12 protein-coding genes and 1 pseudogene are annotated in these 15,487 nt (G+C 65.0%); 8 read left to right on the top strand and 5 right to left on the bottom strand.

Annotated elements, in window-relative coordinates:
* The first annotated feature begins 41 nt into the window (after positions 1 to 41).
* From JD971_RS08240 to JD971_RS08225, 4 genes are read left to right on the top strand one after another with little or no spacing between them, the layout of a single operon-like run.
* Positions 42 to 1,928 (top strand): asparagine synthase-related protein, encoded by a 1,887-nt coding sequence (locus tag JD971_RS08240; RefSeq protein WP_202082493.1) that lies wholly within the window; start codon positions 42 to 44, stop codon positions 1,926 to 1,928.
* A complete protein-coding gene (locus JD971_RS08235) occupies positions 1,921 to 3,660 on the top strand; it encodes an ABC transporter ATP-binding protein (protein WP_202082491.1) in 1,740 nt (579 codons plus the stop codon). Before JD971_RS08240 ends, JD971_RS08235 begins: the two co-directional genes overlap by 8 nt.
* Positions 3,657 to 4,235: a nucleotidyltransferase family protein gene (locus JD971_RS08230; RefSeq protein WP_202082489.1), complete on the top strand. Its 579-nt coding sequence runs from the start codon at positions 3,657 to 3,659 to the stop codon at positions 4,233 to 4,235. Before JD971_RS08235 ends, JD971_RS08230 begins: the two co-directional genes overlap by 4 nt.
* Positions 4,236 to 4,274: 39 nt before the next feature.
* Positions 4,275 to 5,039 carry an IS6-like element IS6100 family transposase gene (locus tag JD971_RS08225; protein ID WP_001389365.1) on the top strand — a complete coding sequence of 255 codons (765 nt, stop codon included), beginning with the start codon at positions 4,275 to 4,277 and terminating at the stop codon, positions 5,037 to 5,039.
* 52 nt (positions 5,040 to 5,091) lie between these two features.
* Here the strand turns inward: JD971_RS08225 and JD971_RS08220 are convergent.
* Positions 5,092 to 5,922: pseudogene (locus tag JD971_RS08220) on the bottom strand (acyl-CoA dehydrogenase family protein); the annotation flags it as partial.
* 64 nt (positions 5,923 to 5,986) lie between these two features.
* Entirely contained in the window at positions 5,987 to 8,125 is a 2,139-nt protein-coding gene (locus JD971_RS08215) for a TonB-dependent receptor (protein WP_202082486.1), read from the bottom strand.
* Between the two features lie 190 nt (positions 8,126 to 8,315).
* Between JD971_RS08215 and JD971_RS08210 the strand changes: the two genes are divergently transcribed.
* From JD971_RS08210 to JD971_RS08195, 4 genes are all read left to right on the top strand, one after another.
* Positions 8,316 to 9,380: a TetR/AcrR family transcriptional regulator gene (locus tag JD971_RS08210; protein WP_202087173.1), complete on the top strand. Its 1,065-nt coding sequence runs from the start codon at positions 8,316 to 8,318 to the stop codon at positions 9,378 to 9,380.
* A 32-nt stretch (positions 9,381 to 9,412) separates the two neighbouring features.
* Complete coding sequence (locus JD971_RS08205; protein ID WP_001389365.1) at positions 9,413 to 10,177, top strand: IS6-like element IS6100 family transposase; 765 nt, start codon at positions 9,413 to 9,415, stop codon at positions 10,175 to 10,177.
* Between the two features lie 66 nt (positions 10,178 to 10,243).
* Complete coding sequence (locus JD971_RS08200; RefSeq protein WP_202087172.1) at positions 10,244 to 10,900, top strand: nucleotidyltransferase family protein; 657 nt, start codon at positions 10,244 to 10,246, stop codon at positions 10,898 to 10,900.
* A 230-nt stretch (positions 10,901 to 11,130) separates the two neighbouring features.
* Positions 11,131 to 11,631: a DUF2141 domain-containing protein gene (locus JD971_RS08195; protein WP_202087171.1), complete on the top strand. Its 501-nt coding sequence runs from the start codon at positions 11,131 to 11,133 to the stop codon at positions 11,629 to 11,631.
* Between the two features lie 75 nt (positions 11,632 to 11,706).
* Here JD971_RS08195 and JD971_RS08190 read toward each other — a convergent pair whose 3' ends face one another.
* Genes JD971_RS08190 through JD971_RS08180 form a run of 3 tightly spaced genes read right to left on the bottom strand, consistent with a single transcriptional unit; the run spans position 11,707 to position 15,460 of the window.
* Positions 11,707 to 12,432, bottom strand: a complete 726-nt coding sequence (locus JD971_RS08190; protein WP_202087169.1) for a sigma-70 family RNA polymerase sigma factor — start codon at positions 12,430 to 12,432, stop codon at positions 11,707 to 11,709.
* On the bottom strand, positions 12,429 to 14,549 hold the full coding sequence (locus tag JD971_RS08185; protein WP_202087475.1) for a flagellar biosynthesis protein FlhA: 2,121 nt from the start codon (positions 14,547 to 14,549) through the stop codon (positions 12,429 to 12,431). Before JD971_RS08185 ends, JD971_RS08190 begins: the two co-directional genes overlap by 4 nt.
* Before the next feature lie 2 nt (positions 14,550 to 14,551).
* On the bottom strand, positions 14,552 to 15,460 hold the full coding sequence (locus tag JD971_RS08180) for a lytic transglycosylase domain-containing protein (protein ID WP_236672351.1): 909 nt from the start codon (positions 15,458 to 15,460) through the stop codon (positions 14,552 to 14,554).
* Between the last annotated feature and the right edge of the window lie 27 nt (positions 15,461 to 15,487).

The following is a 15,487-nucleotide window of genomic DNA, read 5'->3' as shown; positions in this document are numbered from 1 at the left end:
GCCCTGGTTGGGTCTATCGACCGGCAATGATTGCAATTGGAATGAGCTGGGGCGATTCGTCCTGGCTACAGCCGGAGCGCATTGCCCGATCGCTGGGACTCTTTGCCGGATGCGAATCCGATAGCCAGGTCACCGAAGGGGCGATTTTCGCCCAGTTAAAGACGCCACGCGGACGGCCCCGAAAGGGCTGGCGCGTGGCTCTTTCCTTGTCGGGTAGGCCGGTTCTGTTCGATGGCTGGATCGACAATGCCGATTCGCTGAAGGCCGAACTCGGTTTCGCGGGCGGTGACGATGCCGCGCTCTATGGCGCCGCGCTCGACACGTGGGGCGACCGTGCGGAACGCCGGATCGTCGGCAGCTATGTGGCGATCGTCGTGGAGCCGGACCGATCGCTCCGCCTCTCCCGTTCGCCGTGGAGCCAGCAGGCGCTGTTCTGGGCCGCGGACCGCGATGCCGCCGCCGCCGCGTCAATTCCCCGGCCGATCTTCGCCGCCGGCTTTCCCAAGGTGCTGCTGCCCGATCGCATGGCGGAAATGCTCCACGGGCCGGACCATGATATTGGCCGCACCGAATATTTCTATCGCGGCCTGAACCGCGTGCCCTTGGGCAGTATCGTCACCGTGTCGCCCGATGGTGCGACGATCGGCCGGTGGTACGATCCCCATGACATTCCGGCGATCCGCCTCAACAGCGATGCCGATTACGTCGATGCGGTCGCCGAAAAGCTTGGCGAGGCCTGTGCGGCCGCGCTGCGCCCTGCGAAAAAGCCGGGGATCATGCTGTCGGGCGGGCTCGATTCGGGGACGGTCGCCGATGCGATGATGGCGCAAATGCCCGAAAGCGCGCGGCTGGCGTCGTTCACTTTCACCACGCTCCCCGAATGGGACGGCCATGTGCCGGCGGGCAGTTTTGCCGACGAACGCCCGCTGGTCGAGGCCTATGCCGCGATGCATCCCCGGCTCGACCCGCATTTTACCGACAATCGCGACATCGGTTTCGACAGCAGGCTCGACCGATTGTTCATCGCGGCGGATACCGCGCACCGGCACATGAACCTGACGGCGGCCTATCACGGGCCGATGCAGGCGGCGGCGGACCATGGATGCGACTGGCTGTTTTCCGCCGATTTCGGAAACCAGACATTCAGCATTGACGGACGCTGGGCCTTTAGCGAGTTTCTGCGCACCGGCGAGTGGGGCGAGCTGTGGCAGATGCTGCGCGATCATCCGGGCGACAGCCGCCCGATGGCGCGCCGCGTGCTGGCCCGTTCGGTGATGCCGCAATTGCCGGCCCGCCTGCGCAAAACGCTGCGCAGGCTGGTGCATGACACGCCGCATGCCGATCATCTGATCCGGCCAGAGCTTGCCGAAACGCTCCGCCTGCGTGAACGGCGGGAGCAATCGCGCGGGCGGCTCGACGACGAATGGTTCCGTTCCCGCCGCGAATTCATCGACCATTGCTGGCAAATGGCCGACCTGGGCACCGAAATGGGCGCCGCGCACGAGCAGGTCTTCGGCATTCGCCTGCGCAGCATCCCGCGTCACCGCCCGCTGATCGAGCTGTGCCATGGGCTGCCCACCACGCAATATGTGCGCGGCGGAACGCAGAGATATCTCGGCCGGCGCCTGGCCAAGGGGCGAATGCCGGCGCGACAGGCGGAGATGCGCGATTACGGCCTGCATCACGCCGACTGGCACGCGCGCATGACCCCGCGCCTTTCCGAATTGCGCGCCGAGATCGACCGGATCGGCGACCATCCCGATCTGGCGCAGATCATCGACGTGGACCGTGCGCGCGCCCTTCTCGCCGACTGGCCGGAGAGCGAGCCGGTGACGGACACCGCGCGCAGCGATCTGTTCAACGCGATCAGCGCGGCGGTGGTCACCGCACGATTTGCCAATTACGTCGACGGGCGCAACGATGTCTGAGCCTTCACCGGATGCGGCGCGCGGGCTCGGGCCGCTCGCTTTCGTCTGGCGGATGGTGCCGCACGGGTCCGTCGTGCTGGTCTTCGCAGCGATCGTCGCGGCATCGCTGACCGAGGGGCTTGGCATCGTGATGCTCGTCCCGCTGCTCGCCATCATGGCCGATGGCCCGGCGCCGGGGGGGATCGTGGCGCATATTTCCGATGCCATCGCGGCGGTCGGCATACCGCTGCGCATCGGTCCGCTGCTGCTCGCGTTCGTGGCGCTCGTCGCTCTTCGTGCCGCGCTCAAATACGCGCAGGGGATGCAGGCGGCGCGGCTGGAACTCACGCTGGTCGACGGGTTGCGGGACCGGATCTACCGCGCCTTGCTGAACGCGGACCTGCGCTTTGCGGCCAGCCTTCGCCTCGCGGACAACAGCAGCCTTATCCTCGACCATGTGAACATGCTGGGCTTCGGCTTTCGCAGCCTGGTGCAGACCGTGTCGGCGCTCGTGGCGTTCGGCGCGCTCGGTCTCGCGGCGCTGCTGCTTTCGCCGTTGCTCGCGCTGGGCATCGGTGGGGGCGGGCTGCTCGTGCTCGCGTTCTATGCGCGCTTGCGGTGCCGGGCGCGCATGATGGGCAAGGAACTCAACCTCGCGCATCAGGCCGTCCACGCCCGCCTTGGCGAAGGGCTGGGCGCGCTGCGTCTGATCAAGAGCTTCGGGCAGGAGGAGGCGAGCGCCCACGCCCTCACCCACGGGTTCCGCTCCGTCCGCGAAACGCAGATCGCGTTTCAACGCATGGCAGGGCTGGGCCAGGCGATGCTCCATATCGGCGCGGCGAGCGTGCTCGCGCTGGTCGCGGGGATCGCGCTGTCCCGCGGGGTGGAGGCGGCCGTGCTGATCCCGCTGGTCGCGCTTTTCGCGCGCGCGGTTCCCCTGCTCGACACGTTGCAGACGAGCTGGGCGAACTGGTCCCATGCCATTCCCGCGGCGCAGGAGGCACAGCAGCTCATCGCCCGTGCCGATGCGACCGCGGAACCCGACGATGGCACCGTCGTCGCGCGGCCCGCACACACCATCGCGGTGCGGGGCGTGACGGTGCGGCACGACGGGCGCGATGCCGCCGCGCTGCACGATGCCGACCTTGCCGTCCGATCGGACGAAACGGTCGCGCTCGTCGGCGCGTCGGGTGCGGGCAAGACCACGCTCGCCGACATGCTGGGCGGATTGACGCGGCCGGACGCAGGCGCGCTCCTGCTCGACGGGCAGCCGGTCGGCCATGCGGAACGGCGGGCGTGGCGCCGACACGTCGCCTATGTCCATCAGGAAGCCGTGCTCTTCAACGCGAGCGTGCGGGACAATCTGCGCTGGGCCGAGCCGGATGCCGACGATGCGCATCTGGAACGCGCGCTGCGCATGGCCGCGGCGGAATTCGTGCTCGACCTGCCGATGGGCATGGACACTCCGGTCGGCGATGCGGGGCGGCAGCTTTCGGGCGGCGAGCGGCAGCGGATCGCGCTCGCCCGCGCGTTGCTGCGCAATCCGGCGCTGCTCATCCTCGACGAGGCGACGAGCGCGCTGGATACAGGGAGCGAGGCGGCGATCGCGCGCGCCATTCGCCAGGTGCGCGGAAGCCGTGCAATCGTCATCATCGGCCATCGCGGATCGCTGATCAAAAATGTCGACCGCATCGTCGAACTGTCCGAAGGGCGGATCGTCGACATACGAAGCGGCAGGGAGGATGCGGCATGAAACGCCCGATCGAGGAGCTCAAGGCGCTGTTGATGGCATTGATGGCCCTAGCCGTCGCCGATCCGGACCCTGCGACCCTGTCCGACCTGTCCGATGGCGACTGGCACGCGATCGACGCCATGGCGTTTCAGCACCGGCTCTATCCCTGGCTCCACATGCGGGCGGAGCATGCCGATCCGCAATGGCCGATGCCCGACGCCCTGCGCGAACGATGGCGGCGCGCGTATCAGGCAGGGGTGATCGGCGCGCTGACCGCGAAGGCGGCGATCGTGCGGCTGGCAAGCGGCTTTGCCGACGCGGGCGTGCCGATGGTGGCGCTCAAAGGCGCGCAGCTCGCCTTCTTCGACTATCCGAACGAGGCTCTGCGCCCGATGCGCGATGTCGACATACTGGTCGCGCCCGACGACCTGCCGGCGGCATTGTCGGTCATGGGCGCGCTGGGCTGCGTCATTCCCGACGATCGGGATGCGGCCATCGCGCGCGCGCTGCGGGAAAAACATGTCGATCCGATCTATTTTCCCGCCTTCGACCGCCATATCGAACTGCACCACCGGGCTCTGTTGCAAAAATCGTGAAGCTTGAGCATGCTTGGCGGAGATTGGACGGACGGAACGATGACGGATTTCAAGTGGCGCCATTTCCAGGGTGATGTGATCCTGTGGGCGGTGCGCTGGTATTGTCGCTATCCGATCAGCTATCGCGACCTTGAGGAAATGCTGGCGGAACGCGGCATTTCGGTCGACCATACGACGATCTATCGCTGGGTCCAGTGCTACGCCCCGGAGATGGAGAAGCGGCTGCGCTGGTTCTGGCGGCGTGGCTTTGATCCGAGCTGGCGCCTGGATGAAACCTACGTCAAGGTGCGGGGCAAGTGGACCTACCTGTACCGGGCAGTCGACAAGCGGGGCGACACGATCGATTTCTACCTGTCGCCGACCCGCAGCGCCAAGGCAGCGAAGCGGTTCCTGGGCAAGGCCCTGCGAGGCCTGAAGCACTGGGAAAAGCCTGCCACGCTCAATACCGACAAAGCGCCGAGCTATGGTGCAGCGATCACCGAATTGAAGCGCGAAGGAAAGCTGGACCGGGAGACGGCCCACCGGCAGGTGAAGTATCTCAATAACGTGATCGAGGCCGATCACGGAAAGCTCAAGATACTGATCAAGCCGGTGCGCGGTTTCAAATCGATCCCCACGGCCTATGCCACGATCAAGGGATTCGAAGTCATGCGAGCCCTGCGCAAAGGACAGGCTCGCCCCTGGTGCCTGCAGCCCGGCATCAGGGGCGAGGTGCGCCTTGTGGAGAGAGCTTTTGGCATTGGGCCCTCGGCGCTGACGGAGGCCATGGGCATGCTCAACCACCATTTCGCAGCAGCCGCCTGATCGGCGCAGAGCGACAGCCTACCTCTGACTGCCGCCAATCTTTGCAACAGAGCCGTTCGAGGCCATATCGGCGCGCGGCGGCATAGCAGGCTTCGGCTGCGCCGACCGCGCCCCAGGCGATCCCGAACCGGGCCCGGTTAAGGCAGCCGAACGGCCCCGCGAGGCCGCTCACGCCGGGGAGCAGCGCGTCATTGCTCACCTCGACCCCGTCGAAATGAATGCTGCCAGTGATCGATGTGCGGAGGCTGAGCTTCCCCTCGATCTTGGCGGTCGACAGGCCCTTGGCGCCGCGATCAAGGACGAAGCCGCGAATAACGTTCGTCTCGCTACACTTTGCCCAAACAATGAAGACATCGGCTATCGGTGCGTTGCTGATCCATGTCTTGCTGCCATTCAGGATATAGCCGCCATCGACCCGATCGGCACGCGTTCGCATCTGCGACGGGTTCGACCCTGCATCGGGCTCGGTGAGGCCGAAACAGCCGATCCATTCGCCGGTCGCAAGTTTCGGGAGATAGCGCCGCTTCTGCGCTTCCGTGCCGTAAGCGAGGATCGGGTGCATCACCAGGCTCGACTGCACCGAGAACATTGATCGATAGCCGGAGTCGATCCGCTCGATTTCGCGCGCGATCAGTCCATATCCGACATAGGAAGCGCCCGCTCCGCCATATTCGACTGGGACGGTGGGGCCGAGCAGGCCGAGCGCTCCCAGCTCCCGAAATATCCCGCTGTCGGACGTTTCGTTGGCGAAAGCGTCGACCACGCGAGGCAGCAGCCGATTTTGGGCATAGTCCTGTGCCACCTCGCGCATCATGCGCTCTTCGCTTGAGAGCTGTGCATCAAAGCCGAACGGGTCGGCCCAGTCGAAGGCTGCTGTCGTCATTTGTTTGAGATCGTCCGATTGGCTACCAGGGAGCTCACCGCTCCCCGGCAGGAGGGAGCAGGGATCAGAAATTGGTGCGCAGTTCGACGCCATATTGGCGCGGCGCGTTCCACGAGATGAATCGCGCGCCAAAATTGTCGGACGAGTCCATTCGCGCGATATAGGCCTTGTTGGTCAGGTTGTTGACGAACAGCCGAACGCGGAAACGCTCGTCGGGGCTGTCCCAAATGAGTCCGGCATTGATCAGCGCGAAGGCTTCCTGCGTGTCGAGCGGGCCGTTGAACTCGCGGAGATAATATCGGCTGCGATAGCTGAGGTCGGTTCGGATCGTGAAACGGCCCAAATCGCTCGCGGCGGTACGGTAGGCGATGCCCAAGTTGCCTGAGAATTTCGGCGCTTCATTGAGCCGATTGCCGTCAAGCAGCTGAACTCCGGCAGCCGGATCGAGTCCGTCGGTGTTCGAGAAGCGCTTGTAGGTCGCATCGAGATAGGTCGCGTTGGCGTTGATCGACCAATGCTCGTCCGGCTGCCAGTCGGCTTCGAACTCGGCGCCTTTGATCCTTGCCGCCGCCGCGTTGGTGATGAAGCGGGCAAGCCCGACGACCTGGCTGATCTGGAGATCGGTATAATCGTAGTAAAAGGCCGACAGGTTGAGCGTCAGCGTGCGATTCAGAAGCCGCGTCTTGAGCCCGACCTCATAGGAATCAAGTTTTTCGGGATTGAACTGGTTGCTGCACGCGTTGAGATTGAAACCGCCCGCCTTGTAGCCTTTCGAGAAGGTCGCATAGGCGTTCGCCGCGGGCGAAAATTCATAGCGCGCTCCGATGCGGGGCGTCGTCGAGGTGAATTTTGCTTCGTTGGTCGTCAGTGGGCAGGTTTCGATCGTCGCGATTTTGCCGATTGAGATGGTATTGCGCTGGACCTGCGTCTGCTTTTCCTCGGAGTAGCGGATACCGGCAATCAGGCTGAGATCGCCGATCGCGCGGACCGTGACGTCGGCGAATGCGGCCTTGACGCTCGTATCATAGTCGCGAACGTCGAACACGAGGTCGCTTCCGGGCGGCAGGCCGAGCGGCGACAGTGGCGCCACGCCTTCGAGTAGGTCATAGTCGAGGATGTGCTTGTAGCTGTCCTTGAGATAGTAAATTCCGGCAACGACATCGGCAGCGTCGAAGCTCGCGCCGACATTCAGTTCCTGCGAAAAACTCTTCGAGTCATAGAAGCGGCGGGCCGGGAAGATCGAGACGTTGATCCCGTCGTCATCGGCGAGCGAGTCGTCGCGAAGCGTCGTGTAGGCGCTGATCGATTTCAGTGTAACGTCGCCGAGCGACCAGGTCGCGGTCGCCGAACTCATCGACAGCCGTCGCTCGGTGTTGACCGGATCATTGGCGGCCGTGCGCCAAGGCTCGAACGAATAGGAGGCGGAGGCGAGCGCCGGATTGACCGACACCACCGGCGCCGTCGGAGGGTTGCTCAGCACGAAATATTGCGTCGGGCCCGTGCCGTCGAGAAAGGTTGTAGCGAGGCTCAGCTCGAAGTTGGGCGTGATATCCATGTCGAAGCGCAGGCGGCCCGAAAAGGTGCGTCCGCGATCAAGATCCTGCCCGCCCGCGATGATATTCTTGACGAAGCCATCACCGCGGCGGTTCCAGTCGAGCACAACGCGGCCTCGGATATTCTCGCCAAGCGGGACGTTGACCATTCCCTGCACGCGCGCCTCGTCATAGTTGGCGTAGCTTGCGAGCAGATAGCCTTCATATTCGTCGGTCGGCGCCTTGGTGATGAAATTGACCGCGCCGCCATTGGCGTTGCGTCCGTAGAGCGTTCCTTGGGGCCCGCGCAAAACTTCGACCCGCTCGAGATCGATCTGGAGGAGGTCCCCCATCGAAGGCCGCGGCTGATAGACACCATCGACGTGGATCGCCACGCCGGGCGCGCCCTGATTGAGGCCGACACCGCGGATCGTCACCGATGTCTGGCCAAGCAGATTGCCAATCTGGGTGCTGGGCACGCTGAATTGCAGACCTGCGGCGGTTGAAATGCCGCGCTCTTCCAGCATCTCCGAGTTCAGCGCCGAAATGGCGACGGGGACTTGCTGGATGGACTGTGAGCGCTTCTGCGCCGTGACGACGATTTCGCCTGCGTTGACCTCTTCGGCTCCGGTGTCCGCCTCCTGCGCGAGGACGGGGAAGGGGAGCGCCATCGCAGCGGCGGCGCACAAAAGGCGGTTGCGGTAATTTGGCATGGTCGAATTTTCCTCACCCGATGTGCCGGATGATGATCGCATCCCCGACTTTTTACATTTGAGGGCACTCCTACATCATAACGCAAAATCCGAGTCAAGAAAATTTACAAATGAGTTCCATGTGAGCGATTGACGTAAAAGCACACCTATGGTGAAAAGGAACATGTCCACCCCATCTGCCAAGGTTCGCATAGCCAAGGGTTCGAAGCGCAAGCGCGTCATGGAAGAAGCGGCGCGCACGCTGAATAGCCATGGCGTTTCAAACGCCTCGCTTCCGATGGTCGCGACCCGCCTCGGGGTATCGCGCGCCGCCCTCTATTATTATTTCGAAGATCAGGAAGATCTCGTATTCCAAAGCTATCAGCGCACGTGCGAGACAATGGCGACGGAACTTGCCGCTGCGGAGGCGGCTGGCGGCGATGCCATGGCCAAGCTGCTACGCTTAGTCGATTCGCTGCTGGCAGATGACGCGCCTGAGCTCGCGGCGCTCAGCGATCTCGCCTATCTCGCACCCGAACGACGCGCGATCATCAGCAGCCGTTTCCAAGCCGTCAAAGCCGGCATTGCGGGTCTGCTGGCGGCGGGCGCGGCACGCGGGGAACTGCGCGAAAGCCGCGCCAGCATCATCGCCCCCGCCATATTGGGGCTTGTGTTGTGGGTTCCGATCGCGCGCCAGTGGCGGAGCAACGAGAGCCTCTCTCACCGCGATCTTGTCGAGGCGCTGAAAGCCATTCTTCGCGAGGGCGTTGCGACCGATCGCCGCTCGAATGTTGAATTTCGCCCGATCGACATCGCTCTCGGTCACATCTCTGACGTGAATTTGTTCGACGGGCAGGCCGTGGCGGCGGCGAAGCAGGAGGCGCTGCTGGGCGCAGCATCGTGGCTCTTCAATCTGAAGGGGGTCGATGCAACCTCGCTCGATGAGATAGCAACGCGCGTCGGGGTGACCAAGAAGGTAATCTATCATAATCTGGGCGATAAGGAGACGCTGGTTGCTGAATGCTATCGCCGATCCTTCCGTCATTACGAGGCGGTGATGCGCGCGGCGCGCGACTATGACGGCCCGAGGATCGCGGCCATCATGGCAGCCAACTATGCCTTCGCCGAAGCAAGCCTGATGGAAGGCAGCGCTCCCTTGTCGCCGCTGACCGGTATCCAGGCTCTCCCCGCCAGTGTACGCGAAGGGCTCTGTTGCAAAAATCGTGAAGCTTGAGCATGCTTGGCGGAGATTGGACGGACGGAACGATGACGGATTTCAAGTGGCGCCATTTCCAGGGTGATGTGATCCTGTGGGCGGTGCGCTGGTATTGTCGCTATCCGATCAGCTATCGCGACCTTGAGGAAATGCTGGCGGAACGCGGCATTTCGGTCGACCATACGACGATCTATCGCTGGGTCCAGTGCTACGCCCCGGAGATGGAGAAGCGGCTGCGCTGGTTCTGGCGGCGTGGCTTTGATCCGAGCTGGCGCCTGGATGAAACCTACGTCAAGGTGCGGGGCAAGTGGACCTACCTGTACCGGGCAGTCGACAAGCGGGGCGACACGATCGATTTCTACCTGTCGCCGACCCGCAGCGCCAAGGCAGCGAAGCGGTTCCTGGGCAAGGCCCTGCGAGGCCTGAAGCACTGGGAAAAGCCTGCCACGCTCAATACCGACAAAGCGCCGAGCTATGGTGCAGCGATCACCGAATTGAAGCGCGAAGGAAAGCTGGACCGGGAGACGGCCCACCGGCAGGTGAAGTATCTCAATAACGTGATCGAGGCCGATCACGGAAAGCTCAAGATACTGATCAAGCCGGTGCGCGGTTTCAAATCGATCCCCACGGCCTATGCCACGATCAAGGGATTCGAAGTCATGCGAGCCCTGCGCAAAGGACAGGCTCGCCCCTGGTGCCTGCAGCCCGGCATCAGGGGCGAGGTGCGCCTTGTGGAGAGAGCTTTTGGCATTGGGCCCTCGGCGCTGACGGAGGCCATGGGCATGCTCAACCACCATTTCGCAGCAGCCGCCTGATCGGCGCAGAGCGACAGCCTACCTCTGACTGCCGCCAATCTTTGCAACAGAGCCCACCACCGCATCATGGAGCCGCAAAAGCCGCGCGGCCCGTTCGTCCCCCATATCGCGACCGAGGACATCCTCGCCGAGGCGCGGACCCGGATGCTGAGCGGGCAGGCGGTCCGCTACCCCAGCGCGCAGCACATGCTCGCCCATCAGGTCGTGCATGCCGCCTATAATCATCGTTTCGATTGCGGTCCGCTCGCCCTGTCGGATATCGCGATGCTCTGTCGGGACAGCACGATCGACTGGGCCGAATTCACCGCCCGTGCGCAGGAGGCCGGCTACGAATCGGGCGCAATGCTCGTTCTTGCGCTGGTCGAACGCTATTTCGGGGCGATTGAGGGCAGAGATGCCGCCGCCACCGTTCCGGACGACGTGATGGCATGGGGCGAGAACCTGATCCTTCAGGATTTCGAGACGCGCGACCAGGTGAAGCTCGCGGTCGAGGCGGCGCAGGGCGGCGGCATGGTTTCGACCATGTTCGAACGGTTGAGCGCCGGTTTCGCGGAACCTGCGCCCGAAGGACGGCTGCGCTGGCTCGGCAATCGCGCGATCCGCACCATCGCGCAGGCCAGCACCTCGCGCGCCCGGTCCGAGGCGCAGGCCGGCGGCGATCTCGCGCGATGGCTTTCCGATAGCGACGAGAATGGCGAAAAGACGGACCGCCCCAACCGTTGATGGCCGACATCGCCGGGCCGTATTGCGCAGCAGCGCGGGCCTAAGCAAATTCAGGGACTATTCACCGTGTAACCGCCATTACGGCAACAAGGATCGAGCCGTATTCAAACACGGCCATGCGATCCATTGCGCTTCTGCCTTTCGAAAAACCTTGCGTCGCGCAGGGTCGCAGCCCAGCTTTTGCCGATGCATCATGGAATCAGGACTGACCGGACATTATGACCGAGACGATGAAAACCAAGTTTAGCCAATGGGGCAAGGCGGCCATGGCCGCGGCGGCCGTCGGTGTCGGCGGCCTCGCGCTGGGCGCCGCACCGGCCCATGCCGCCCCCGCCGGATGCAACGGCGATACCAGCGGGAAAAGCTGGATCTATGTCGAGGTGGCGGGCGTCAAGAATTCGAACGGCTATGTCACGCTGACGCTGTATGACGACGATCGCAGCAAGTTTCTGGCAAGTGGCGGATCGCGCGACGTCGAACGCATTCCGGCGCAGGCAGGCACGACGAAGGCCTGCCTCAAGCTGCCGTCGAACGGGGTCTGGGCGATCGCGGTCTATCATGACGAGAACGCCAACCGGAAGATCGACCGCAGCACGTTCGGCCTCCCGACCGAAGGGTTCGGCTTCACCAATAATCCCAGCACGGTGGCCGGCCTGCCCGCCTTCCGCTCGGTACGGCTGAACGTGGCGAAGCCGGGGCTCGCGACGCGCATCAACATGCGCTACCCGTGATGGACGGCGAGCGCTGACCGGACCGGACAGGAATTGCCCCGCCCGCCCCCGTGGCCGGCGGGGCTTTTCATGCGCTCAGGCCGCCTCGTCCTGTTCCAGCAAGCTTCGCAGCGATTTGAGGGCCGCGGCCTTGATCTGATGCACGCGGGGGACCGATACCTCCAGCACGGCGGCGATCTCGGTCAGGTTCAATTCCTCGGTGAAATAGAGCTGCAGGACGAGCTGCTGCCGTTCGGGCAACTGCGTAATCGCCACGATCAGCGCGCTGCGGTCCTGGGCGCCCGAAAGGAGGTCGAAGGCATCGGGCGTATCGTCCGCGAACCGCCCGTCGCCATCGTCGTAATCCGCATCGAGCGAGGTCAGCCGCACCGGCATTTCGTCCGCCCCATGCCCGCCCGGCATATGGTCGAGCGCGGCATTCAGCTCGGCCCGGTCGGGCTCGCGGCCGAGCTCGCCGGTAAGCTTCTGCCGCATTTCCTCGCGCTGACGGCGGCGGCGGACCGCGCCGCGCGAATCGGGAAGGGTGCGGCGGATCGCATCGAACATCGCGCCGCGCACCCGGATACGGGCATAGGCGGCAAAACCATCCTCCGTCGGGCCGTCATGCCGCCGCGCGCATTCGGTGAGCGCGACCATCCCGGCCTGCACCAGATCGTCGATTTCCAGCCCGGCCCGCCCCGACCCGTTGATGTGCCAGGCGGCGCGATGCACCATGGGCAGGAACCGGCGGATCCGGTCCTCCGCCCCGTCGCGCGCGCCATAGGCGCTGGCGGCGCGGAACTGTCGATGGTCCAACTTCATGCTGCAAGCTCCTCTTGCCGGGCGTTTTGCGGTTCGGCCTGTTCCTCTTCGGCGCCGATGACGGCGATGACCTCGACGGCCTGCGAGGTGGGCAATTCGGCCAGCGCCATCACCACGCAATCGGGCGCCCGCGCACGCACCAGCGCGTTGAGCGCGCGGCGGGCCGGCGGCTGCACCACAAGCGCGGGCGTATTGGCGGGCGTGTCGCGCTGCGCGAGATCCGCGCTGATCCGGGCGAGGCGTTCGCCGATCATGCCGGCAAGGTCGGGCTCGATGATCGGTTGCCCGGTCGCGGGGTCGCGCATGCCTTGCAGGATCGCGCTTTCCAGCCGCGCATCCAGCGTCACGACCGGCAGCACCTCGCCATAAGGGCAGATCTTGCCGACGATCCAGCCGCCCATGTCGATCCGCACCCGGTCGATGAGCGCCTCGAAATCCTGCGTCTGCTGCAAGGCGAGCGCGAGCGAGGACAGCACGGGGAGCGGATGGGCCAGCGATATGCCATCGGCAAGCAGCGCCCGCAGCACGCGGGTCAGTTTGGACAGCGACAGCGGGTCGGGATGGATCGCCTCAATGAGGCCCGGCGAATCCTCCTTCACCGTGTCGAGCAAGGCGCGCACCTCTTCCGGCCCGAGCAGCGCATCGGGGCGCCGCGACAGCAGCTGATCGAGATGGGTGGCGATCACGGTGGAGGGATCGACGGTCAGGAACCCTTCGGCCGTGGCATGGTCGCGCTCGCTCTCCTCGATCCAGAGCGCGGGACAGCCAAAGCTCGGATCGAAGGTGGGTTCCCCTTCGATCGCGTGGCCTTCGCGCACGTCGCCGATGTCGATGGCGAGCACGCGCGCGTTGCGGATCGTGGCGCCGCCGATATGCACCCCGCCCAGCAGGACGCGATAGGCATTGGCGTCGATGTCGAGCGAATCGCGCACGCGGAATTGCGGCACGATAAAGCCGAAGGTCTGCGACAGCTGGCGCCGTACGCCGGTGATCCGCGCGACCAGCGGCGCCCCCTTCGCCTTGTCGACGAGATGGACGAGGCCATAGCCCATCTCGATGGTGATGAGCGTGCGGTCGCTCACATCCTCCATCGTGATGCGGTCGGGCGACACCGGCGGCGCCTCCGCCACGGGTTCGGGCTGCGCAGCGCGTTTCTTAAGGTGCCAGGCCAGATAGCCGGCGATGGCCGCGGCGGGCAGGAACACGCTTTGCGGCATGGCGGGGATCATGCCCAGCGCGCCCATGACGACGGCAACCGGCATCCAGCTGCGCGGGTCCGAAAACTGTCCGCCGATATGGCCGGCAAGGTCGCTCTTGTCCGTGACGCGGGTGACGATCACGGCCGCCGCGATGGACAGCAGCAGCGCAGGCACCTGCGCGACGAGCGCGTCGCCAACGGCAAGGGTGATGTAGCTTTCCGCAGCCTCCGCCGCGGTCAGCCCGTGGCTGATCATGCCGAGGCAGAAACCGGCGATGATATTGACGGCGAGGATGAGCAGGGCCGCGATCGCGTCGCCCTTCACGAACTTGCTCGCGCCGTCCATCGCGCCGTAGAAATCGGCCTCGGTCGCGACTTCGGCACGGCGGGCCTTCGCCTCGTCCGAGGTCATCAGCCCGGCGGCGATGTCGCTGTCGATGGCCATCTGCTTGCCCGGCAGCGCGTCGAGCGTGAAGCGCGCGCTGACCTCGGACACGCGCCCCGCGCCCTTCGTGATGACGATCATGTTGATGATGAGCAGGATGACGAAGACGAAAATGCCGACCGCGAAATTGCCGCCGACGAGGAACTGTCCGAAGCTTTCGATGACATCGCCTGCCGCGCCCGCGCCCTCGTGCCCGCTCACCAGAACGACGCGGGTGGACGCGACATTGAGCGCGAGCCGCAGCAAGGTCGCGAACAGCAACACGGATGGAAATGAGGAGAAGTCGAGCGGCTTCATCGCATTCATCGCCGCCATCAGCACCGCCACCGAAAGCGCGATATTGAGGACGAAGAAGACATCGAGCATCACCGCCGGGATCGGCAGCACCATCAATGTGATCAGCGTCAGGATACCGACCGGCAAGGCCATGCTCGCCGCCCGGAATGCAGGCGCCTTCGACGCAGCGGTCTGCATCGTCAAAGCCCCGCCGCCCGCAGGCGCGCATAGGCCCGTCGCACATGGGCACCGCCCGGTCCGTCATTGGCGTCGAGCGCGAAATTGGTGCGCAGCATGTCGGATACCGGCGCGGCATGATGCGCGGGCGCCGCCATCGGTGCAGGCGTTTGCGCGGAGCGGGCGGGATGATCCGCTGCCCAGCGCGCCGCCTCCATCCGCCAGGGTTGCCCCGGACCGGCGGCAGCGGACGGATCGAACGGCGCAAATTGCGGCACGGCGCCGTCGTCGCGCATCGCGTGCTCCATCTTGCCCCGGATCACGCCCATCACTTCACCGAGCGAACGGGCCCGACCGCCATCGTAGAAGATCGCCCGATTGGCACCGGCCGCCTGCGGCATTACGGCGGCGGCGGACTGTTCCGGCGCCGCATTGAGCGCGGTCAGGAAACGCGACGCCCCGCCCGCCCCCAGGAAATGGGCGAGATACAGCTCCGCCGAATCCGGCTCCCGCCCCAGCACCGGGGTCAGCGCCGCGCGATTGTCATTGGCCAGCGCGCCGGCCATCAGCGCATTCGCCTGCGGATCGTAGCGCAGCGCCATGATCGCGGCATGCTGCGCAGGGTCGGTGACGACCGCGCGCCCGCCGCGCATTGCGATGGCGCGCGCGGCGGCGCCATACCCCAGCGCCTCCCCATGCCGGTCGAGCGTGGCGAGCCAGGTGCTGTCGATGAATTGATAGAGGCCGGTGGCCGAGGATGTCCGCGCGCGGGCGGAGGGATTGAGCCCCGATTCGATACGGGCCTGCGCCATCATGAAGTGGAAATCGGTGCCGGTGGCCTGCGCCGCACCGGCAATGGCGGCGCGGGTGCGATCGGCCGGGATGCCGGGCATGGCGACCGGCGATAGCGCGATTGGGTTCTGACCGCTCATATGCGAAATCCTCGAAGACTGTCTTCG

This window comes from Croceicoccus sp. YJ47 (assembly GCF_016745095.1).
In the GTDB taxonomy this organism is placed as follows: Bacteria; Pseudomonadota; Alphaproteobacteria; order Sphingomonadales; family Sphingomonadaceae; genus Croceicoccus.
This window is presented reverse-complemented; position numbering and strand designations above follow the sequence as displayed.